This is a genomic window from Cyclobacterium amurskyense (assembly GCF_001050135.1).
Lineage (GTDB): Bacteria > Bacteroidota > Bacteroidia > Cytophagales > Cyclobacteriaceae > Cyclobacterium > Cyclobacterium amurskyense.
This window is the reverse complement of the sequence record NZ_CP012040.1, coordinates 4446011-4468845: the sequence shown is the minus strand read 5'-3', so window position 1 is coordinate 4468845 and position 22835 is coordinate 4446011. Positions and strand designations below refer to the sequence as shown.

The following is a 22835-nucleotide window of genomic DNA, read 5'->3' as shown; positions in this document are numbered from 1 at the left end:
AATGAGAGTGCCATTGACATTACGCTTTTGGATTATTTTAGTTAACGGATTTAGCAAAAAAAAAGTAAAAAATTTGGCTGCCTTTCAATAAATAACTTAAAACAATACTTAACTAATTGGTTTATAGCTGGTTTTTAAACGAAACGATAAACTCAGTACCTTTATTAGGTTTACTCCTAACCTCAATATCGCCACCAAGAGCTGTAACATGCTTGTGAACCAAATACAAGCCTATGCCTTGACTTTCTTCATTGTCATGAAACTTTTGATCAAAGCCAAATATTTTTTGTTTCACTTTATTCATATCAAAACCAATACCATTGTCTTTAATAGAAAGTTTGGTAATACCTGCTTTTAAATACGAACGTATTTCAATTACTGGTTCAACATCGGGCGTAGTATATTTGATAGAATTAGAAATCAAATTTAAAAAAATACTCTCTAGGTATGATTTATTAAATTGAATCGTAGGCACCTCGTTAAAGTCTGTAATAATTTTAGCGTTTGAGTTCTTAATTAAGGACTTTATATCATTTGTGGATTGGGTTAAAATATTCTCAAACAAAAGTGGCTCCACTTTGACAACCAATAACTCTTCCTTTTTTAAGGATGTAAGAAAATCATCAAGTCGGGTTTTCAATCCAAGTGTAGATTTCCGAAGTAAATCCACCAACTCAACAGTTTCTGTGTCTTTTATCCTTTCATTGTCCAATAGATCAAAACCTGCCAATAAATTATTTACAGGTGATCTCAGATCATGTGATATTGTGATTGTAAGCTGTTTTAGTTTTTCATTTGTATTCGTGAGCTCTTTGATCAACTCATTTCTCTTGGCTTCCATTTCTTTCTTTGGATTAACAAGCCTCGCCAATCCATAAATTAACTTTTTTCCAGGTACTAATTTTGAAGTCCAAGAAAGCCATAAGACCTCACCAGATTTAGACAAATAACGGTTTTCAAAATTATTTAAAGGAGTGCCATTTTTTAAGTTTTCCCTAATCTTGTGGGTAGATTCCCTATCATTCTCATGGATAAAATCGCTGAGTGGTTTCTTTTCTAACTCCTCCTCAGTATAGCCAAGAACATTTTGAAATGCCGTATTAACTCTCTTAAAATGTCCATCAAACCCCACGACGCATAGCAATTCCGGGGATAAATTAAAAAACTCTTCAAAATCTAATTCTGTGTCTTGCAATATGTTTTAAATAAATTTCTTCAAGAGCTATTTTCAACACAATTGGTTAGGCTTATTAACCAAATATAACTATTTATAAAAACAAAAAAACGGATTTTTATGTTTTTATATAATTCAAATAATTTATTCTTTAAAAATTACACTTTAAAAATTAAAACTTGTTGTTAAACACAATAAAACAAAACTAAAATATAGATAATATAATATATATAAAGTTATACTTTTTTTCTATTCAGATGAAATTATTTCATTAATTGGTAAAATTTGAAAAGTCATATGAGCTTGACTACTTTCGTATAATATCCCAATTTCACCTTCATTTATTTTTGTCATACAACTGTAGCCCCAACCTTTTTGGTCATCTAGCAATACTTGGTACTTCTCAGGCCAGGTTATTCCCTCATCATCACTTGCTTTCACAGTAATATTATACCGACCTTCAGTCGATGCGGGGTTAGAAAATAACAGGTATTCAGAATTGAACCTGATTAAGCTAGCCATGCAAATTGGTTCAACTAAAGCGCCACGGTTAGATGAATGTTCATTCCAGGAATTGCCCATATCCACTGTAGTATAAACCGCCCTAGAACCACCTCGATCATCTCTCATATTTAGCATTAATTGCCCATCACTTAACTCTACGACCTGGGCTTCAGTAGTTTTTGACCTTGCTCCTGTTCCCACTTGCCATGACACACCATGGTCTTTACTGTAAATAATGGTACTGTGCGGAATTTGATCATGGTCTTTGTATTGAGCAGCAAAGACCAATGTTCCATCTTTCATGGCTATTCCTTTTCCCGGCCCATTAAAGAACAATTGCCATGAGGCATCCTTCATAGGTTGGGTAATATTGGACGGGGCTGTCCAGGTCTTACCATCGTCCTCAGATTTCACAATCATCAATTGACCCGTTTTATCTGGTGTCAATCCGGGTTCTGAACTTCTCCAAGCTGCCGTTCCGGGCTTACCATGTAGCCAAAGCGCAACCACATAAATGTCTCCATTGACTGGATCTACCAAAATAGAAGGATCTCCAATTCCATTTTGGTCCTCAGGCAAATTTCCCCATTCACCCATATCCATTATAATTTGCATAGGATTCCATGTATTTCCTCCATCTTCACTCCTACTCAAGCCCACATCTATATTTCCTTGCAAATCAGAGGAATCATCGTGTCTAACATCATAAACAGCCAGCAAGGTACCTTTTGTACTCGTGGCAAGTCCAGGAATTCGAAAGGCTGCCACTCCATCATCACCTTCAGTACGAAGCGATTTCCCTATTCTGTAGGCTAAATTCTCTTTCTGACCACTAGGCTGTACTTTTTCACCAGAGATTTCTATCATTGGAACTTGTAAACTGAATCTACCTTTTAGATCTGCATTTTCTGCTAGATCAACATTAATATTCATGGCCAATTTTCCAGTAGGCAGGCTTTTTTCCTCCGTCAAGCTCCAAGATTTCTCTTCTTTATTAAATGTTCCTTGAAGCGATTCTTTTGTACCATCCTCTAACAGCAAATTTATTGATAAACTCGTAAAATCAATATCGCCTTGTAACTCTATTTCAAGGCCATTGAGCATTTCTTGCTGTTCTGTTTTAATTTCAAGTTTGGCTATTGTAGTCGTCTTGCCTTGAATTACGGGAACATATACCTGTTGAAAAATTATTTTTTCATTGATTGGAAAATCTTGTTTTTCACCACAGGCATAAAAACTGATTATCAGAGAGATTCCTAATAGAAGGTTTAGGTTAAAAATTTCAATTTTTTTCATAGAGATATTATTACTTAGGCCAGGATTTGAGCTATTATTTTTAGAATAGATATAGATTTAAAGATAAACCAAATTATTTAATTTAATTCTATAAAGTAGCCCTCCCTTAAATAAACTATGTTTCCAGCAAAATGGCTATCATTAGAAATAAAAATAATCAGCTTAATTATTATGATTCATATTTGGATCGATCCTCTTTAATCTAGTGTAGCTGATAGGGCTAAGAATAAAACTATATGATGAAAATCTAAAGTAGGTAAGCAAGGTTTAGTGCTAATTGGTGGTTTCCGTAGGCATTTAATTACTTATTCAGTTTAATATTGCTATTAATAGGACAACACTTCGGTATTACAAAAAAAATGGCCATTCCCAATAAATAGAAATGGCCCTAAAAAACTTACTATCAATTATTTTTTACAACTCCTTAAGTTCATCCTTCAGCTTCTCGAGGCTTTTTTCCGCTTCTTTCTCTAATCTTCTATATTCAGATTTTATTTGAACTTTCCTGTTATTAGAAGCTTTTTCAAATTCTCTCGCTTTAACCTCAAGGTTTTTTATGCTTTTATCAGCCTTAGCCAGAATTTTGTCAATCGAAGAGTTGGCAGGTTTGATTTGTTCTTCATTTATCTCCTGCTTTAATTTTTTCAGCTCTTCCTTTAACTCATTTTGCTCTTGAACAATCTCGCTTTTAAAGGATTTAAAAGTTTCATTCAATTCTTCTTTGGCCTCAGCACTACTTTCTGCCACCTCATTTTTAGCATTTTTCAATTGATCCTCAGCAGTTTTGTTTTCACTACATGAAGAAAACATTAGCAATAATGCTGCTCCTGTACCGAAATAAATTGCATTAAAATTCATAATTGTTGTTGGTTTAATTTCAATAATTAATTCTCACTCTGACTATCCTATAATGACAGGTTCAAAGTGGTCAATCACTATAAAATTGTTCAAAAACGATGCCATTACCTTCAAGTCAATCAAAAAGTTATATCTATCTAAATACTTAACAAGTGCCATTTTAAGCATCAGAGGTAGTAACAGGGATTATACAGCCACTATCTCAGTTTTTATCAAGTAACTTAAACCTAAAAGGTACTGTTTAGCGTATATAAATGCACGACAGTTGGGGCATTTGGAAGAAATATCCCCAATGAAAGCAGACTTGAATGGTGACCAAATCAGCAATGTTACAAGAAAAGTCAATTATACCGCCTAAAGGCTACATTTTACATCTACTATTTAATGGTTTGAGATACGGATTTCGAACCCTGTAAGCGATATTGTATATAAAATTTGAACAATTCTTGAACATTCCCCGTTTCTAAATCGGATTAAAACTTATTAATTTATGAATTTTCCATTTAAATCAATTTTAGTAGCATTTGGGCTACTCTTAGTAGCTGTTACTTCCTGTAATGGCTCAGAGAAATCGTCTGAAGATACTGAAACAGTAAATACAGCTTCCTATAAAGGGAACACCGAAAAAGCCACCTTTGCAGGGGGATGTTTTTGGTGTATAGAATCCCCTTTTGAGCATATTGACGGCATTCTATCGGTAGTTTCCGGTTATGCTGGAGGTAAAGAGAAAAACCCTACCTACAAGCAGGTGTCCTCAGGGAAAACCAGCCATAAAGAAGCAGTGCAGGTTACTTTTGATCCTGATGTAATAAGTTACAGCGAAATTATTGATATTTTCTGGCAACAATATGACCCCACAGATGAGGGAGGGAGTTTTTATGATAGAGGAAGTCAGTATCAATCTGCGATCTTTTATCATGACAATAAACAAAAAAAAGTAGCAGAATCACTTAAAGAACAACTTGACAATTCAGGAGTTTTTGATAAACCTATCGTCACTCCAATAGTCAAGTTTACCAACTTCTATCCTGCTGAAGAATACCATCAGGATTATTATAAGAAAGAACCAGGCCCATACAAATCCTATAGGGTAGGATCTGGCAGAGACAGGTTCATAAGTGAGCACTGGGAAGTTCCAAACCCAAGCAAATACCCAAAGCCTTCTAAAAAGGAACTTAAAGAAAAACTAACCACATTGCAGTACCAAGTAACTATGGAAAATGCGACGGAACGTTCATTTGATAATCTTTACAATGGGAACAAAGAGGCTGGAATATACGTGTGTATTGTTTCTGGAGCTCCTTTATTCAGCTCAAGTGACAAATATGAATCTGGCTCCGGATGGCCAAGTTTTTCTAAACCTTTAGACGCAAGATATCTGGAAAAACCTACAGATAGAGGCCATGGTATGGTAAGAGTAGAGGTAAGAAGCAAGTTTGGAGATTCCCACCTTGGTCATGTTTTCAACGATGGTCCCGAGCCTACAGGCTTAAGGTATTGTATGAATTCTGCCGCAATGAAATTTATACCGAAAGATGAAATGGAATCTGCTGGTTATGGGCAATTCCTATGGAAAATAAAATAGAAAGCCAAACCATATATTACTATAATTACGGGCTTGTAAATTTTTAGCAATAAAAATTTACAAGCCCGTTTTCAGTTGATCCATTTATTGATGAACTGCAAAAAATTCTCTTTATAGCCTTCACTCACACTTATATTCATAATCCCCATATTCACCGTACTTTTACTAATACTTACAATTTGATCAAGGGAGATGATAAAAGATCTGTGAACCCGCATAAACTGCCCCTCAGGAAGTAATTCCTCCATGTTTTTCAATGTTGTCAGGGAAAGTATTGGCGAATTTTTATCTACCAAATGGACTTTAACATAATCTTTATAGCCCTCTACCAAAACAATGTCTTTCAGCATCACTTTGACTAGTTGGTATTCCACTTTAAGAAAAATATAATCTTCCGCAGTTGAATGGTTGGTAGCGGTTTGTTTTTCAAAGTACTTTAAGGCTTTTTGACTAGCATTTAGGAACTCTTCATACCCAAAAGGCTTTAGCAGATAATCCAATGCATCGACCTTATACCCTTCAATCGCGAATTGGTTGTAGGCAGTAGTGAATATAATTTTGGGCGACTGTTTCCCTTTTCTTCCTTCAAGCACCCTGGCCAATTCCATCCCAGTCAAGTCGGACATTTGAATATCTAAGAACATCAAATCAACTTGATTGGCATTGATATAGGATAAGGCGTCCAAAGCACTGTCAAATTTCTCCTCTAGAATCAAAAAACCTGTTTTTTTTACAAAGTTGCATACCAACTCCAAGGCCAAAGGCTCATCATCTACTACAACACATTTGATTTTCATCCCAAATCTATTTTTAATTGCGTTCGGTATTCATTTTCAGGATTGTCCTCATCAATAATCAACTGACATTTACTCCCATAAATCAAATCCAATCGCCTTTTGGTATTTGTAAGACCTATTCCACTTCCCATATTTTCCTTGCTTTTAGGGTTAGATGGAAACTTTAAATTTACTGTTTTAAGTTCAAGAATTTTCCCTTTTTGGCGTACAAAGATTTCAATTTTACTTTCCAACTTTGCGCTTACCCCATGTTTAAAGCAATTTTCAATAAAAGGTAATAAAAGCATTGGCGCAATAGGTATGTCTTCTGTATTTTCCTGAATGTCTAAATTCAAATTAACCTTGTCCGACAATCTAAGTCGCATTAAATCTACATAATCCCTAATAAAATCAAGCTCTTTACTCAGATACGTTGTGTCTTTATCGGTTTCATAAAGCACATAGCGCATCATCCTTGACAATTTAAGTATTGCTTTTTGTGCCCTTTCTACGTCAATATTGGTGAGCGAGTAGATATTGTTTAAAGTGTTAAAAAAGAAATGAGGATTGATTTGGGCTTTTAAGTAAGACAGTTCGGAGGTGACTTTTTCTTGCTCCATTTGCCTCCTTAGCCCCACATCAATTTGCCATTTCTCCACCACTACTACGCTAGTACTTATCCCTAAACCAAACAACAAAAGGAGAACTGTAAACAAATCGTAGCTAAAGTTTCTTGGTTTGGGCAAATACGGTTTTTCAGGCCTAAAAACATTATGCATCAATTCAGGTAAATTGACAAAGTTTTCAAACTGAATGATTATAAATAAAAACAGTAGGGTAATCAAAATACCTACCCCCACAAAAGCCCATATTTTACCTTTAAAAAGTAATTTTGGCACCAAAACATACATATTCAGGTAAAAGCACACTATGAGAAAGAAAAGTGTCAGTCCTTGCTTAAACCAATATTCTATTGGCAAATCCACTTTCCAGGAAAGGGGGCTTACTACAAAAATTACAATAGCAATAAATACCCAGACCAAAACGTGGATAAGAAGCGTAATTTTTCTAGGCTTAATTGTATGTGTCATAATGAATAGGTTTGGAGTTTAGTTACTCCGAAATGCAATAATCCGATATAAACATAAAAGAAAGATATTAAAAGAAAAGTTTAAATCTACCAACTGGGATAGAATACCGCTTAATAGAGTAAATCAATCTATAAACTAAATATAAAATAGCGGAAATTCATTTAGTCTGATAATATGCGGTTTTTGTCGATGGAACAACCTTACCTATCTATTGTGTTTTTTAATTTGATAAGAAAAAATTTTCTTTGTTGTGGTATTTAACGACTACTATCTAATTGGAAAAAAATATACAAATGAAAAGGTTAACCAAACTATTATTAATTTCGATAATATTCCTGGCTGTAGGATCTGTAAACAGCTTTGGCCAAAAGGCTACTGAAAAAAAAGAATTTAAAATCTCTGGTAAAGTCATTGACAAAGCCACCGGAGAACCTATCCCTTATGCTACAGCATTTTTAAAAGAAGCAGGAACTGACGCTTCAGTAGCTGGAGGCGTTGCCGATGATAATGGAGAATTCTTTTTTAATGTAAAAGCTGCTGGAAAATACAAGGTAGAACTTAGTTTCGTTGGCTATGACTCTTTTGTTAGGGAGGATGTAGAAGTAGGACCAAATACACCATCATTATTTTTAGGCAATCTTGGGCTTAGTGAATCAGCTGTTTCCCTAGAGGAAGTAACCGTTCAAGGTCAAAGGAGTTTAATAGAAGAAAAGGTTGATAGAACGATTTACAATGCTGAAAATGACAAAACCACCGCTGGTGGTGATGCTTCCGATGTATTGAGGAGAGTACCAATGCTGACTGTCGATTTGGACGGTAATGTTTCCATGAGAGGTAGCAGCAATATCCTTGTTTTGATCGATAATAAGCAATCTGCCATTGTTGCCAACAATATTGCAGATGCTTTAAAGCAAATTCCTGCCGAAGAAATTAAATCCGTAGAAGTCATCACTTCTCCTTCTGCCAAATATGATGCTGAAGGTACCGGTGGTGTGATTAATATAGTCACCAAAAAGAACAAATTACAAGGTGCTTCATTGAATATCAATACCAGTGCTGGCTTGAGAGGATCAAATCTTGGTTTAAATGTAGCATTGAAAAAAGGAAAAATGGGCTTTTCCTTAGGTGGATTTGGCCGTATGGGTTACAATATATTAGGTAGCTTCGAAAATGAACAAACACTACTTTCTGAAGATGCTCCAGCCACTCGAATTCTGCAGGGAGCTGATACTAGGAACAATATGATGTTTGGAAGGTATAACTTTGGCTGGGATTATGAAATCAACAAATTGAATTTCATGACCACATCGGTTAGTTTCGGACTTAGGAATATGAGAATGGAGCAAGACGATCTATATACTGAAACTTATGTAGAGGACATATTGGTCAATGAACTTTTAAGAGATGTAAAAACAGACAATCTTTCAAACAATGTTGATGTCAGTTACAATTACACCAAATCATTTGAAAAGAAGGGAAAAGAAATTAGTTTTTCTGGCCTCTACTCTCGAAGCAATCGTACCAATGACTTTGTAAATAGCCTTTACAATGATTCCTTTGATCAAATCATTAGTAGAATAAAAAATGACAACAATAACCTTAACGAGGAGTTTACAGTTCAGGTAGATTATGTGACACCACTTGGTTCAAAAGATGAGCAGATCATTGAATATGGCGCCAAAAACATACTTAGAAAAGCTACTAGTGATTTCGCCTATTTTAGAGCAGATGGAGCAGATGGTGATTATGTGGAAGATGAGGATGTTGACTTGTCCAATCAGTTTAATTACAACCAAAATGTAACTGCCGGATACCTGTCCTACACCCTTGGTTTTTTAGAGCATTACACATTAAAAACCGGTATTCGATATGAGTACACCAATATAGATGCAGAATTCCTTTCTTCTGATTTACCAGCCGACATTCCTTCTTATGGAACCGTAGTACCAAACATGAACTTTGGAAGAAAGCTGGCCAATGGCAATATGTTAAAGGCCGCCTATAATAGAAGGATTCAAAGACCATCATTGAATTACCTTAACCCTAATATAGAAGCTGCAAACCCTCAACAAATCACTCAAGGAAACCCATTATTGGATCCTGAAATGACAGACAATTATGAATTGTCCTACAGTACCTTTATTAAGGGAACTTCCCTTAACTTCACCTCTTATCTAAGGAATACTACAGGTTCTATTCAGCCAGTAAGGACCATTCAGGATGACGATGTTATCTTTACTACCTACGAAAATATTGGTAATGAAAGGGCCTATGGTTTGGGTATATTCTCAAATGTTAATATTTCAGGCAAGTTTTCTTTGAATGGATCAATTGATGGTTATTTTTCTCAATTGGACAATGGATTATCAGACCCACAATTGAGAGCCCAAAATGAAGGGTTTGTAATAAGTGGTAGGTTATTCGGTAATTACACCTTACCTAGAGACTGGCAAATTCAAGCCTTTAGTTTTTACCGCGGAAGGAGAGTACAACTTCAAGGTTCAGCAGGAGGATTCGGTATCTATAGCTTAAGTTTAAACAAGCAATTTGCCGAAAAGCGTGGAAGCATAGGATTTGGAGCTGAAAACTTCTTTACCCCTGAGTTTAAAATGAGAAATGAGTTAGTAACATCTACCATCACTCAAAAAAGTGTCACTGGCATGCGCTTTATGAATTTCAAAATAAACTTCTCCTATAGAATCGGAAAATTGAGTGTTGATGGAGGAAGAAGAAAGAAAAGAGGGGTTACCAATGAAGATTTAAAAGAAAGTGAAGGCGGATCACCAGCTATGATGAACTAAAACCCTCTATTTTAATAGGAACTAATCAAAAAAAGGGAAGGTCTCCAATCGGAAGCCTTCCTTTTTTTTTGATAAAAATATCTAAAGTTAACCCCGAAATAGGCAACCTATTACGTGTATCCTTTAACAAAATGCGGGTTAAACAACACATAACACCTGGTTTTAGTGGTATTGTTGCTTTTTTTCAGTAACAACACAGTCCCCAAATCTCCTTTATTACCTTACAATTTTCCAGTTCTTCCTATCAGGGTCAATCTTTTAGAATAGGCCATTAATCCTGTCAAATGAATCAGCTAAATTGGGATCAATTTCCCTCATAAACTGCTACTGCTATTTTAGAATCGGCGGTACCATAGTATAAAAACCACTTTCCATTGTAAGGAACCATCCCCTCAATAAAACAAACCAAATTAACCTGTCCTTCGGTTTCATAGGGTTTTTCAGGAGTCAGGAAATAAGTCTCAGACCTATCTATCAATATACCTGGATTGTCTTTTGCAAACAATGCCTGCCCTGCCGAATAAGCCCCAGGAGCAAGAGTCGTATCACGGTTTTCATTCTCTCCCAGATTCATTCCATTGTATAATAGTAAAATACCTTCTTCCCTAAGTAAAGCATAAGGGCCTGACTCTACTAATCTGCTATCAAAATATCCAGGCCTAGGTTGAAGCACCGATTTTAGGTTACCTTCTTCCAATAATGGACTCCAATTAATCAAGTCATCAGAATAGGCCAAGAAAAGGTCCGTATCACCAAAATACATCCAATACTTGTCATTGATTTTCTTTGCAATGACCTTGTTCCCCTTTCTTTCGGCCACAATAGCGCCTGCTTTACTCCAAGTATCTTTCCATTCACCTCTCAAAACCCGTCCATATTTTTTCCAATTCTTTAAATCTAATGAAGTAGCTAACATAAGTCGGGCTACTTCTCCATCATAGCTAGTATAGGTCAAAATATATCTTCCGTCTTCAGTCTCAACAATTCTTGGGTCTTCTACTCCCCCATCCCATTCCAATGTTTTTAGACTGTCATTTTCCGGATAAAAAATTGGTTCAGGAAGCTTTTTAAAAGTTACTCCATCATCACTTAATGCGAGGCCAATTCTAGAAGTTCCATTATTACTGCCAATACTATCTTCTGCTCGATAAAGAAGATTAATGAGCCCATCTTTAATCACCGCAGCAGGATTAAAAACATCCTTTTCTTCCCATTTCACCTGTTTCTGGAGAATAGGACAGGTAAAGGTCAAATTTCCTGGGTTAAGCACGGGGTTGTCTTCATCCATTTTCACAAAGGGTCGCATTTCCCATGATTTTGGATGTAGTTCTTTGGCGTCAACCTCGTTTTTCACCTTTTCCTTACATGATAATATTACTAAAATCGGCAATAAGCCTAAGTACCAAAATCCCAACTTTTTCAAATAGGTCATTTCAATCTTTATTTATTAAGCAAAAATATGATCTCAACTCTTCTATTTTTCATTCTTCCCGCCACATTAGAATTGGTCGCTATTGGTTTTTTCCCTCCCCAGCCTTTAGTAAACAAGCGGTCCTTCTGTACTCCTCTTTCAATTAGGAGCTCTTTTATTTTATTTGCCCGGGCCAATGACAATCGCATATTGACATTTTCATTTCCATAACTGTCCGTATGTCCTTCTATAGAAATAACCTTTTCAGGATTATCGTTCAAATAGGTGGCTAATTCATCCAAGGTGTTCAAGGACTCTTTATCATTAACCAAATCTACTGAAGCTCTTTGAAATAATAGCCCTTCCAAAACAAGGCCTTCACCTACTGCCAAGGTAGCCAAATTCTCTTTTAAGTCCCCAACAATTGTTTTTCCCAATGTAGGTTCTATGCTACTTTTTAAAACATTTTCATTAGCATATAGGTTTTTTATCACATTTGCATTTTCAAAGCTTCTGATCTCCATCTTATTTTCAAGATTTTCTTCCTTTTTCGATGGCACCTCCTCAATTTTCAAGGAGGCTACTCCATTATAGTAAATATTCCCAAAATCATCGCTAGTCTGCGTATTGGTAAAAAAGAATCTTTCATTTTCAGAAGCTGGAAAATAATACATGTCCATACCAGCCATTTCGGATAACTTTAAAAGTTTAGGATTGCTCCACTTTCTCCAACTTTCATCCAATCGCATGCTAAAATAGATTTCAATGCTCTTTTCATTGTCAGAGGCATTTGTAGAAAAATATAGTGAATCACCATTAAAACCAATGGCCGGACTTAATTCCTGACTAGCTGTATTAATGCTTGCACCGAGATTTATAGGCCTGCTCCATGTATTCCCATTCCGCTTGGATATATAGAGATCTTCATTCCCATAACTTCCATAGGAGTCCATGGACATAACCATAAAAGATCCACCAGGGTCCAAGGAAGCACTAAAGTAGTCTCCTTTGGTTTTTAAGCCAGGAATTTGAACCACCTCATCCCTATTCCAACTTCCACCATCCCAAAAATACCGTATTATAACCTGTTCCCTATTCAAGTTTGCATGATAAACCAGAGCTGTATCTGAGTCAATAAAACCAATTAGCAGGTCATAAAATGGTGTAGAAAGTTCAGCGATTGATTGAGGCAACTTGAATACACCATCTTCTTCCGGGGCAAACCATACATCTCCAGGATCGCTCTTTCCACCTATATTGTCTGGATGAAAGGCCAGAGTAAAAAACAAGGATCCATCTGGAGCTATAATTGGGTGTTGCTCGTCATATTCAAGTGAGAAAACACGTTTTAAACCTGAGCTTTGTCCCATAGAATTATGATAAGCAAAAAGAGCAAACACTAAAACTGTGCTTGCTCTTAAAAATGTAACAAAGGTTTTGATCATCTTATACTGTTCATTGTCCCAATACTATTGCAAAAACCAAAGGAGCAACAATGGTCGCATCGGATTCAATTATATATTTCGGTGTATCAATACCTAATTTCCCCCAGGTGATCTTCTCATTGGGAACAGCCCCTGAATAAGATCCATAAGAGGTGGTACTATCAGAAATTTGACAGAAATACCCCCAAAGTGGAATTCCATCACGTTGTAAGTCCTGATGAAGCATTGGCACCACACAAATTGGAAAATCACCAGCGATTCCTCCACCTATTTGAAAGAACCCAACTGTACTGTCCTCTTTCGCATTCTCAGTATACCAATCTGCTAAAAACATCATGTATTGGATTCCACCTTTAACGGTATGAACGTCTTTGATATCTCCAGCGATCACGTGACCTGCAAACATATTTCCCAGAGTAGAGTCCTCCCAACCTGGAACAATTATAGGTATATTTTTCTTAGCAGCCTCTAATAGCCAGCTATGTTTAGGATCAATTTGGTATTCACTCTCCAATTTTCCTGACAGCAATATTTTATAAAAAAACTCATGAGGGAAAAAGCTTTCACCGGCTTTGTCAGCCTTCTGCCATTCTTCGAGGATCACATTCTCAATCCTCCTCATGGCTTCCATTTCGGGTATACAAGTATCAGTCACCCTATTCATGTGCCTATCTACCAGATCCTGTTCCTGCTGTGGAGAAAGATCTCTATAATTGGGGATTCGTTCATAATAATCATGTGCGACCAAATTAAAAACATCCTCTTCTAAATTAGCGCCAGTACAAGTAATGATGTGCACCTTATCCTGTCGAATCATTTCAGCCAAAGAAATCCCAAGTTCGGCAGTGGACATTGCACCGGCTAGGGTAATCATCATTTTTCCATTGTCATCCAAATGAGCTTTGTACCCCTCAGCAGCATCTATCAAAGCTGCTGCATTAAAGTGTCTGAAATGATGTTTAAGAAAATTGGTTATTTCCATTTTTTTTAATTAAAATTATTAGGCCAATAAGTTGGTTCTAAAAGATTCGAATATAAACAACAAGACCCTGAAAAGCAACTTAGGTTTCCTCAAGGTTATGGTACAAAATTAAATAAAAAAAGCCCGGAAAACCGGGCTTTTTTAAATATATCAGTGTAATTTAAATTACTTTTCTTCTGCCGGCTCTTCTACTTTTTCTTCTGAGTCGCTACTAGTTCCGTTTTTATAATCATCATTTATCCCAGCAATAACATCATCAGTAATATCCAACGATTTGTTGGCATACCAAACACCACCACCTCTTGTATAAGATAAAATCATTTCAAGATCATTAGAAGCAGCGTAATCGTTAAGATATACTTGGATTTTATCATATACCTCATTGTACAATTTAGTCTCATCTGCTGAAAGTTCAGCCATGATATTTTCCCTAAAAGTCATAAGGTTTTTTTCCTTAGTCATCAACTCTTCTTGCTTGGCACGAGCTTGGTTCATGGTCATGTTTGCATTGGAGTTTTGAAAACTAGCTACCTCTTTTTCAAATCCTTGAGCTCTATTAGTCAATTCACTTTGGTATTTATTGCCTTTTTCAGCAATTTCAGCAGACCTTTCTTTAAAGTAATCAAAGTTGTTGATCACACTATCTGTAACGATATAAGCCACTTTTAGGTCAGAGATATCTACCTTGTTTTCATCGGCTGAATTTGATTCATTGTTAGCAGGAGTATTACAAGCTCCGATTAAAAGTCCTAAAACTGCAATTGCACTGAATAATGTTGTATTTTTTCTCACTTGATATAGATTTTATAATTGATTGAGGCAAATATAAGAATTCTTAGTCTTTTACAAATTCTAAGAACATTAATAAACTTGAAAATACCCTTTTTTCTATATTTAACCTTGGTGGTAAAATCTAAATTATGAAAATTAGGTTAAAAATAGATTTCCTGAGCCAATCTAAAAGTATTGGCGTGAGCTTCTATAATATCACTAATTTTATGGGAATACCCCCCTCCCATGCAACACATCACTGGAATATTGTTTAATTTGGCCGCAGTCAAAACCATCTTATCTCTTTCTTTACATCCCTGCAGGGATAATCCCAACCTTCCAAGTTTATCGGTCGCCAATACATCAACACCAGATTGATAAAAAATAAAATCAGGCTCTACCACATCTAATAGCCTTTTAAAATGCTTATCCAATAACTGTAAATAGTTAGTGTCATCCATATTATCCTCTAAGGCCAGGTCTAAATCCGATCGTTCTTTGTGAAGTGGATAATTGTTTTTACCGTGCATGCTGAAGGTGAAAACGTTTGGCTCATTTTCAAATAAAGCTGCAGTACCATTGCCTTGGTGAACGTCAAGGTCTACAACTAGAATCTTTGCTGCAATTTGTTGGGACAACAAGGCATTTGCCGCTATAGCAATATCATTAAGCAGGCAAAACCCTTCCCCTCTATCTTTAAATGCATGATGTGTACCGCCGGCAATATTCATCCCAATCCCATCACTGATTGCATTAAATGCTGCCATTACTGAGCCGTTCATTATATGGATTTCCCTATCTATTAATTCCTTACTTAATGGAAACCCAGTTTTCCTAATCTCACTTTTATTTAATCCCAGTGATTTTAATTTTTGAAAATATTCTAGCTCATGGGTAGCCGTAATTAATGACTCATCAAGTGCCAATGGTGAAAAAAGGTTCTCCTTTGTCAATGTCCCCTCATAAATCAGCTGTTCAGGGAGAAGTTCATATTTTTCCATTGGAAACCTATGCCCATGTGGTAAGGGGTGAGCATATTTTGTAGACCAAGCTACTTTTAACATAAATATTCAGTATATTAGATGAATTTTTTAAATTGAATTTATTTAATAAACTATCATACAATTTCATGAATAAAATACACTTAAATTCATGAATACAAATTAAAGTTCTAAATATTTTTAATTTTCAAACTATAACTAAAATTGAAAAATATGATTAGGAATGTAAAATTAGTATTACTACCTCAACTATCAAAAAAACAAAATAGGACCTAAATAAATTTAACCAAATTTCTACTTTTGTATGAATAACCTCAAGTAAAATCATCAATGCTTTTTAATTCGATTGACTTTGCAATTTCCTTACCCATAGTTTTCTTTTTATTTTGGTTTGTTACAGGTGAAAATTTAAAAGCGCAAAATATTCTATTACTATTGACCAGTTATTTATTTTATGGGTGGTGGGACTATAGGTTTTTGTTATTAATTTTATTCAGTACTGTTGTTGACTTTTTAGTCGGATTAAAACTAAACACAACAACTAACAAGACAAAAAGAAGACTATTACTATGGACAAGTGTTTCAATAAACCTTGGTTTTTTAGTTTTTTTTAAATATTACAATTTTTTCTTAGACAATTTCGTAGCTGCTTTTTCCTTTTTTGGGGAAGAAATAAAGGCTAATTCCCTAAAAATAATATTGCCAGTAGGTATAAGCTTTTATATTTTTCAGACTTTAAGCTACCCCATCGATGCTTACAAAAAAAAGATCGAGCCAACAAAAGATTTTATAGCGTTTTATGATAAAAGAAAGATTTCAAGATGGTCCTTAAAACAGAAAATTTTATAATAAAATTTTGCAAAAAAAATAAAATTAAAATTCATGGTTCTTTTGACCCAAGCCAGGCAGGACTTAATGAAAGCTATTTTTACGATGGTATGCATTCCAAAGAAAAAGCAATTGAAAAATTATTAAAAACAAACTGAAAATATGACTTACAATATAAAATTGAATTAAGGAAATACTTTACTTTTATACTCCTCAACATCAGATTTAAATTAATAATTCGATATCTGGTACATTTTATTATTTTTGATTTCTAGAATAAATAACAAATTCATGTTGATCATCGCGATTCCTAAAAGTGCTAGCACATCTTTGATGCTAACCATTAGCAAGTTACATCAACTAAAATCCAAGCAGGATTTTAGTTTTTCAAAAAACAGGATTCCTGAAAACTGCAATATTATCCACCAATTTCATTCCGATATTAGGGAATTAAGCAATGCTGAATTTCTCAACAATGAGCACTTGGTTTATAAACAGCATATTTACCCTAGCTCAAACAACTTAAAATTAACAACCAATATTAAAAAAGTAGTATTATTAAGGGACCCCACAGAAATAATTTTAGCCTACCGAAGAGGAGCTATAAAATCAATCCATAACTTATTAAAAGGTTATTCCATTGAAATGGATGACGATGAGTGGGTAACCCAGTCCAAACAAGACGGTTTATTTTTTGATTTAAATTATTTTTATAATGAATGGAAAGAAAAGGCCAATCCCGATAATACATTATTAATCTACTATAATGAATATGTTGAAAACCCTAAACAAGTAATTAATAGGATTGAAAAATTTTATGATTTAAAAACTACAAAAAGAAATTTTTCAACTGTAAAAGCGAGATTTACAAGGAGAAGTAACCTGAATAATTTCATTTACATTTATTCAAATAAACTAAAAGATTTTTTCTTATCCCTTTTAGTTTATTTGAAGTTAAAATTTCTTGGAAAGTAGGCAAATATCTAAATATGGATACAGAAAAATTCTAGATTTTTGAGCCAAATTAAAAAATTCAGTCTTCTTCTTCCTCAGATTCGAAGGTATAAAAAGTGTCATCTAGTACGAGGGTGTCATCATTAAATGCTTCAATAAATTTCTCTAGTTCAGCTTCATCAATTGACTCTAAATTTAGAGCAGCATCTAGGCCAATTCCAAAATCGTGGTGGGTATCCAAATCCAAAAATTCCTGGACCCTCACAGCCCCCTCTTCTTCCATATCCATTATCATTTCTGTAATGAACCAACCGATCTCTTCTTCTTCGGTTTGTAATGGAGTCAAATTACCATTTTCATCCTCTTCGTATTTAATACCTTTGTAGTTTGGAAATTTTTTGGCTGCCTCATGTTCGGCCAATTCATACAACTCACTTTGGTAATGCAGTTTAAGCGTATACAAAACTGCATCATAAATCACTTCCTTACCTTCATATTTCCCTATGAAATAAAAATTGACATACTCGTCAGTATTGTCCTCACTTGGGACAATTTTAAAGCTTTTATTGATGGAAATAAGTTCCTGCTTTAATTTATCTATCGTTTCAGGTAAAAAACCATCGTTTGGGTATTTCATCTCTTGAAAGGTGGGTTAATAATATCTGTTTTGCTGTGTTTTGTTACAATAAAATAAAAATAGGCTACTACTTTGTAGCATCTACTCAATAATTTACAATCTTTTCTATTTTAAAAAAAGATTTAACCTAAAAGATTTTAATTATAAACTTTAAATTCTTAATAACAGTATAAAGAAATGATTAAGCTTATTGCATTAATAATGATTTTGGGCAAATTCACACAACCCAAAACAGGCTTTAAAATATTAATACGGCACTTAAACAACCTTACATTCAGCTACTTAATGTGATCTTCTTTCGATTTCAAATACTCCTGATGAGTTCGAGAAACCCCAATATTTAATCGGGATTAAAATGACTTTCACTTTTTTCTATAATTCAAAAAGAACTATTCGATATAAGATTAACATTAAATAGGTTGAATTGTTTTGTCACAATTTCATCTTCCTAAGCCACGACCTAAGGAAATTCCAAAAATTGAGTTTACCAAGGATAGGACCAAACTAAACAAAAGGGCCCACCAAAAGTTACCTACTGAAAATCCATTTACAATATCTGCCGCAAGCATTACCATCAATGCATTAATTACCAGCAAGAACAAACCTAAGGTAAGTATGGTAATGGGAATAGTGAAAAACACCAAAATAGGTTTAATCGTAATATTTAATAAAGCCAAAAGGGCAGCGATCAGGATTCCAGTAAAAAGGTCATCCACGGTTATCCCTGGAAGCAAATATGCTGTAAAGATTATTACAAATCCAGCAACCGCTAATTGTAAAAGTATAGATAAAATTTTACTCATATTTATCGACTTAAATAAACCCAAAATAGGATAGCATTTAAAACCATTCTGGGTTATTTGATTATAAGATTAAAGCAATTTGGTCTTACAAGATTAGCAAAACTTATTTGAGATAAAAAAGTCTTTCTATAAAAAAACAACCCGGCAAATGTTACCGGGTTGCCATTTTTCAAATTAACTCCAGGTTCTATCCCAAGACCTGATTTCATTCCAGTCATCGGTAGGCGCAAAAAACTTTTCACCTTCCCTTAACCTCTTCTTTACTTCGTCTTCATTAAGTTCCAGACCTATACCCGGTGCCTCTGGAACGGTCACGTATCCATCTTTTACAAATGGTTTATCTATACCTGTTACCAAATCTTCCCACCATGGATTATCCACAGAATGGTGCTCTAGCCCTATAAAATTATAGGTGGCGGCAGCAGCATGTACTGTACCCATAAAGGTAATTGGTGAAGCGGCGTGATGGAGAGCCATACCTATTTGAAATTCCTCAGCATAATCTCCTATCTTTTTTGTTTGAAGATACCCTCCGGCACTCCCCGGATCAGGATGTACTAGGTCCACAGCCCTGGTTTCAATGAGATCTTTAAAGTTTTTCTTATGATAAGCATCTTCTCCTGTTAAAGTAGGTGTAGAAATGGCTTCAGTTATGCGCTTCCATTGCTCTGTATTTTGCCAAGGTATCAAGTCTTCTAGCCATGCAATATTATATGGTTCAAAAGCATTGGCCAATTTAATCATCTCATTATACCCCATATGACCAAAGTGATCTATTGCTAATGGTATCTCAAAGCCTACTTTTTCTCTTGCTTTAGCAGCATATTCCACCATTTTCTCCAAACCTTTTGGCGTTATTTGAACATGAGTAAATTGATGTGGCGTTTGTGTATAACTCATCACATCCTTGTCAGACCAACCTCTCATCGGCCCCCAAGGTGATTTATTTGTCAAAGTATCTTTTTGGTCTTTTATCAAACCTATTCCAATATCCATTTTCAACATGGTATAGCCCATGTCAACTCTTTCTTTCATTTTATTGGCAAATTCATCCGGATCTTGTACGGTAGGTGTATCAACATAAATCCTAACCTTATCTCTAAACTTACCACCCAATAACTGATAAAGAGGTACTCCATAAGCTTTACCTGCCAGGTCCCAAAGTGCCATTTCTACTCCAGACACGCCTCCTCCTTGCCTACCATGCCAACCAAATTGCTCAATGCTTTTAAAGATTTTCTCGATATTACAGGGGTTCTCACCTAAAATCCTACTCTTCAACATCAAAGCATATCGCTTATCTGCTCCATCCCTAACATCTCCCAAACCATGAATGCCCTGATTGGTATATATTTTAAGTAAGGGAACATTGCCATATTGGGCAATCCGCATATCGGTTATCTTTAAGTCTGAGGGATTTGATAAACGATTAACTTTGGAAGTTGTGTGAGCAAGGGTCTCTTCCATAGGTAAAGCCAACATTCCACCTAAACTTATTCCTCCTAAAGCAGCCTTTTTAAAGAATGACCTTCTATCATTTTTAGGTTCTTCAAACAATGGCTGGGACCTTTCTGAAGTGCTAACTTTTGCAATTTTCTCATCCTGGTAACGTTGCTGTAGATGATCGATACTTTTCTTCATATTTGATAGGTTTGTTTTGGGTATTGTTAATATTTATTTACTTACTATCCTACAATATGCCTAAAAATGATAGAAAACGAAAATTTTTTGAATGCAAAAAAGCCACTGAAATTAAGTGGCTTTTTTGACTATAAGAGACTAGATGAGAAACCAAGAGAGTAAATTTTACGTTTCGAAAACTATTACTTTATCAAATTAATCACCTATCCCTAGGTTATGATCTCTAATAAACAATTATTTATATCGAATATTAGTGCATTTTTTCCAAAATCAGGTAGATAAGATACCTGCAATCCGTAAATCTTCTTCGTCTACTTTTTTATCATCTACAATGGCTCTTTTAATTGGGGTATAAACAATTTTATTATTAATTATACCAACCATTACATCATATTTACCTTGAAGAAGCCCCTCAACAGCAGACACACCTAATTTACTTGCCAAAATCCGGTCAAAGGAGGATGGTGCACCTCCGCGTTGAAGATGCCCTAAAATAGTTACTTTAATATCGTAGGATGGTAATATTTTTTTGACTTTCTCCGAGATTTCTTGTGCCCCACCACTTTTTCCACCTTCAGCTACAATAACAATATTACTTTCCTTTTTTGCCTTCTCTCTAAACTTCAGCCTGTCTATTAATTTCTCAACAGGGAATTTCTTCTCCGGAATAAGAATGGCAGCTGCAGCGCTACCGATACCCGCATTTATAGCTATAAACCCAGCATCCCTACCCATTACTTCCACAAAGAACAAACGATCATGGGAAGTGGCTGTATCCCTGATTTTATCAATTGCCTCAATAGCAGTATTACAAGCAGTATCGAAACCAATTGTCAAATCTGTTCCGAATAAATCATTGTCAATAGTACCTGGTAAGCCTACAGCAGGTATACCAAATTCCTTATAAAATAAATGTGCTCCAGTAAGAGAGCCATCCCCCCCAATTACTACCAAGGCATCAATGCCATGGCTTTTGAGGTTATCATAAGCCTTTTTTCTACCTTCAGGGGTACGGAATTCCAGACTTCGTGCTGATTTCAAAAAAGTTCCACCTCGTTCTAGGACATGCGCAATGGATCTGCTATCTAGTTTTCTGATATCATCATTGATCATCCCTTCATAGCCACGGTATATCCCATATACCTCTAGATTATAATAAAATCCTGCACGTACCACGGCACGAATGGCAGCATTCATACCTGGAGCATCCCCTCCTGAGGTTAGTACTCCGATTTTTTTTATGTTAATAGGTTGGTCTTGCATGTTATTATCCTAAAAATTCATTAATTATCTTTCGAAATATTTTATCATCAGCTCAGCAGCGGCCAGGTTGGTTGCCAATGGAACGTTATGAACATCACAAATTCGCATTAACATTTGCACATCAGGTTCATGAGGGTGTTTACCTAACGGATCCCTAAAGAAAATCACCATATCCAACTCTTTTTGAGCAACCATTGCTCCTATTTGAGCATCCCCACCTAAAGGTCCCGAAAGTAATTTTTCAACTTCAAATCCTGCTTTTTCTATATGAGAACCTGTAGTACCTGTCGCTACAAGGGTAATTCCTTCTAATGCTTGTTTTGATCCACCAATAAAATGGACCATATCAGCTTTTTTCCCATCATGGGCAATTAACGCTATTTTCATTATTTAATTCTATGTTGAATTTCACTATTATTGGGTAACATAAAAAAGGCAAACAAAAGTTTACCTATAGAAAAATAAAGTTCTTTATTCCTTCATTTTTTCTAAAAAGTACAAAACCATTTGTTCCCATTCTTCTACTAAACCTATGTTCGGTTTGGTTTTACCAGCTCTTCGGTACCAGTAAGATGCATTTCCCAAATCTCCTTCTTTCCTGTGAAGGTAAGCATGCAAGAATGCGGCATCTGCATCCTCCAGATGATCTATTAATGAGTGGGCCTTATTCCAATCCCCTTTACCATCCAACCACAATGCATGCAGGTATACTGTCAAGCCATCTGGAATTTGCCCTTTCTGAATGCTGGCCTTGAATTCTGATAGGTCCATAGTGTTTCGTTTTTAAAGATGGCCAAAATAAATACATATTAGTCAAGCCTACAAGTTATAGGCTTAATTAAAACAAGATTATCCAATAGGATTCTAATTAGCCAATTCATCGCCTTCAAAAGTAGGCCTCCCAAATCAGACAAAACCAAGAAATAAATGGCTAAGGAAAAGTTCTAATATTAATGCAATAAAACACAAAACTATTTTCTCAGGTTCTAGGCTTCCCTATAAATAGGGAAGGCT

At 35.3% G+C, this 22835-nt stretch carries 19 protein-coding genes; 3 read left to right on the top strand and 16 right to left on the bottom strand.

Annotated elements, in window-relative coordinates:
- Window positions 1-121 precede the first annotated feature (121 nt).
- From CA2015_RS18230 to CA2015_RS18220, 3 genes are all read right to left on the bottom strand, one after another.
- The gene (locus CA2015_RS18230) at window positions 122-1195 is read right to left on the bottom strand and encodes a PAS domain-containing sensor histidine kinase (protein WP_048643195.1); all 1074 of its coding nucleotides are present in this window, start codon (window positions 1193-1195) and stop codon (window positions 122-124) included.
- 228 nt (window positions 1196-1423) lie between these two features.
- Complete coding sequence (locus CA2015_RS18225; RefSeq protein WP_048643194.1) at window positions 1424-2974, bottom strand: sialidase family protein; 1551 nt, start codon at window positions 2972-2974, stop codon at window positions 1424-1426.
- 414 nt (window positions 2975-3388) lie between these two features.
- Window positions 3389-3832: a hypothetical protein gene (locus CA2015_RS18220; protein ID WP_048643193.1), complete on the bottom strand. Its 444-nt coding sequence runs from the start codon at window positions 3830-3832 to the stop codon at window positions 3389-3391.
- Window positions 3833-4322: 490 nt separating this feature from the next.
- Between CA2015_RS18220 and msrA the strand changes: the two genes are divergently transcribed.
- The gene (gene msrA, locus CA2015_RS18215; protein WP_048643192.1) at window positions 4323-5417 is read left to right on the top strand and encodes a peptide-methionine (S)-S-oxide reductase MsrA; all 1095 of its coding nucleotides are present in this window, start codon (window positions 4323-4325) and stop codon (window positions 5415-5417) included.
- 71 nt (window positions 5418-5488) lie between these two features.
- Here msrA and CA2015_RS18210 read toward each other — a convergent pair whose 3' ends face one another.
- Window positions 5489-6214 (bottom strand): LytR/AlgR family response regulator transcription factor, encoded by a 726-nt coding sequence (locus CA2015_RS18210; RefSeq protein WP_048643191.1) that lies wholly within the window; start codon window positions 6212-6214, stop codon window positions 5489-5491.
- Window positions 6211-7284, bottom strand: a complete 1074-nt coding sequence (locus CA2015_RS18205; protein ID WP_048643190.1) for a sensor histidine kinase — start codon at window positions 7282-7284, stop codon at window positions 6211-6213. Before CA2015_RS18205 ends, CA2015_RS18210 begins: the two co-directional genes overlap by 4 nt.
- A 293-nt stretch (window positions 7285-7577) precedes the next feature.
- Here CA2015_RS18205 and CA2015_RS18200 point away from each other — a divergent pair, with 293 nt between their 5' ends.
- Window positions 7578-10085: a TonB-dependent receptor domain-containing protein gene (locus CA2015_RS18200; protein ID WP_048643189.1), complete on the top strand. Its 2508-nt coding sequence runs from the start codon at window positions 7578-7580 to the stop codon at window positions 10083-10085.
- A 304-nt stretch (window positions 10086-10389) separates the two neighbouring features.
- Here the strand turns inward: CA2015_RS18200 and CA2015_RS18195 are convergent, their stop codons facing one another.
- The 5 genes from CA2015_RS18195 to CA2015_RS18175 all read right to left on the bottom strand — a co-directional run bounded on the left by CA2015_RS18195 (window position 10390) and on the right by CA2015_RS18175 (window position 15758).
- Entirely contained in the window at window positions 10390-11517 is a 1128-nt protein-coding gene (locus CA2015_RS18195; RefSeq protein ID WP_053086706.1) for a glycoside hydrolase family 130 protein, read from the bottom strand.
- An 8-nt stretch (window positions 11518-11525) separates the two neighbouring features.
- Window positions 11526-12866, bottom strand: coding sequence for an OmpA family protein (locus CA2015_RS18190; RefSeq protein WP_169786499.1), 1341 nt, complete (start codon window positions 12864-12866; stop codon window positions 11526-11528).
- An 85-nt stretch (window positions 12867-12951) separates the two neighbouring features.
- Window positions 12952-13923: a deoxyhypusine synthase family protein gene (locus CA2015_RS18185; protein ID WP_048643187.1), complete on the bottom strand. Its 972-nt coding sequence runs from the start codon at window positions 13921-13923 to the stop codon at window positions 12952-12954.
- Between the two features lie 165 nt (window positions 13924-14088).
- Complete coding sequence (locus CA2015_RS18180) at window positions 14089-14715, bottom strand: OmpH family outer membrane protein (protein WP_048643186.1); 627 nt, start codon at window positions 14713-14715, stop codon at window positions 14089-14091.
- Window positions 14716-14855: 140 nt separating this feature from the next.
- The gene (locus CA2015_RS18175; RefSeq protein ID WP_048643185.1) at window positions 14856-15758 is read right to left on the bottom strand and encodes a histone deacetylase family protein; all 903 of its coding nucleotides are present in this window, start codon (window positions 15756-15758) and stop codon (window positions 14856-14858) included.
- Between the two features lie 1056 nt (window positions 15759-16814).
- Between CA2015_RS18175 and CA2015_RS18165 the strand changes: the two genes are divergently transcribed.
- Window positions 16815-17498: a sulfotransferase domain-containing protein gene (locus CA2015_RS18165; RefSeq protein WP_048643183.1), complete on the top strand. Its 684-nt coding sequence runs from the start codon at window positions 16815-16817 to the stop codon at window positions 17496-17498.
- 58 nt (window positions 17499-17556) lie between these two features.
- On the opposite strand, the gene CA2015_RS18160 is transcribed toward CA2015_RS18165, so the two are convergent.
- From CA2015_RS18160 to CA2015_RS18135, 6 genes are all read right to left on the bottom strand, one after another.
- Window positions 17557-18114 carry a hypothetical protein gene (locus tag CA2015_RS18160; protein WP_048643182.1) on the bottom strand — a complete coding sequence of 186 codons (558 nt, stop codon included), beginning with the start codon at window positions 18112-18114 and terminating at the stop codon, window positions 17557-17559.
- Between the two features lie 440 nt (window positions 18115-18554).
- Window positions 18555-18917, bottom strand: a complete 363-nt coding sequence (locus CA2015_RS18155; protein ID WP_048643181.1) for a phage holin family protein — start codon at window positions 18915-18917, stop codon at window positions 18555-18557.
- A gap of 174 nt (window positions 18918-19091) precedes the next feature.
- The gene (locus tag CA2015_RS18150; RefSeq protein ID WP_084011883.1) at window positions 19092-20558 is read right to left on the bottom strand and encodes a mandelate racemase/muconate lactonizing enzyme family protein; all 1467 of its coding nucleotides are present in this window, start codon (window positions 20556-20558) and stop codon (window positions 19092-19094) included.
- Window positions 20559-20828: 270 nt separating this feature from the next.
- On the bottom strand, window positions 20829-21821 hold the full coding sequence (gene pfkA, locus CA2015_RS18145; protein ID WP_048643180.1) for a 6-phosphofructokinase: 993 nt from the start codon (window positions 21819-21821) through the stop codon (window positions 20829-20831).
- A 24-nt stretch (window positions 21822-21845) separates the two neighbouring features.
- The gene (locus CA2015_RS18140; RefSeq protein WP_048643179.1) at window positions 21846-22208 is read right to left on the bottom strand and encodes a methylglyoxal synthase; all 363 of its coding nucleotides are present in this window, start codon (window positions 22206-22208) and stop codon (window positions 21846-21848) included.
- 84 nt (window positions 22209-22292) lie between these two features.
- Entirely contained in the window at window positions 22293-22592 is a 300-nt protein-coding gene (locus CA2015_RS18135) for a hypothetical protein (protein ID WP_048643178.1), read from the bottom strand.
- Window positions 22593-22835: the final 243 nt, after the last annotated feature.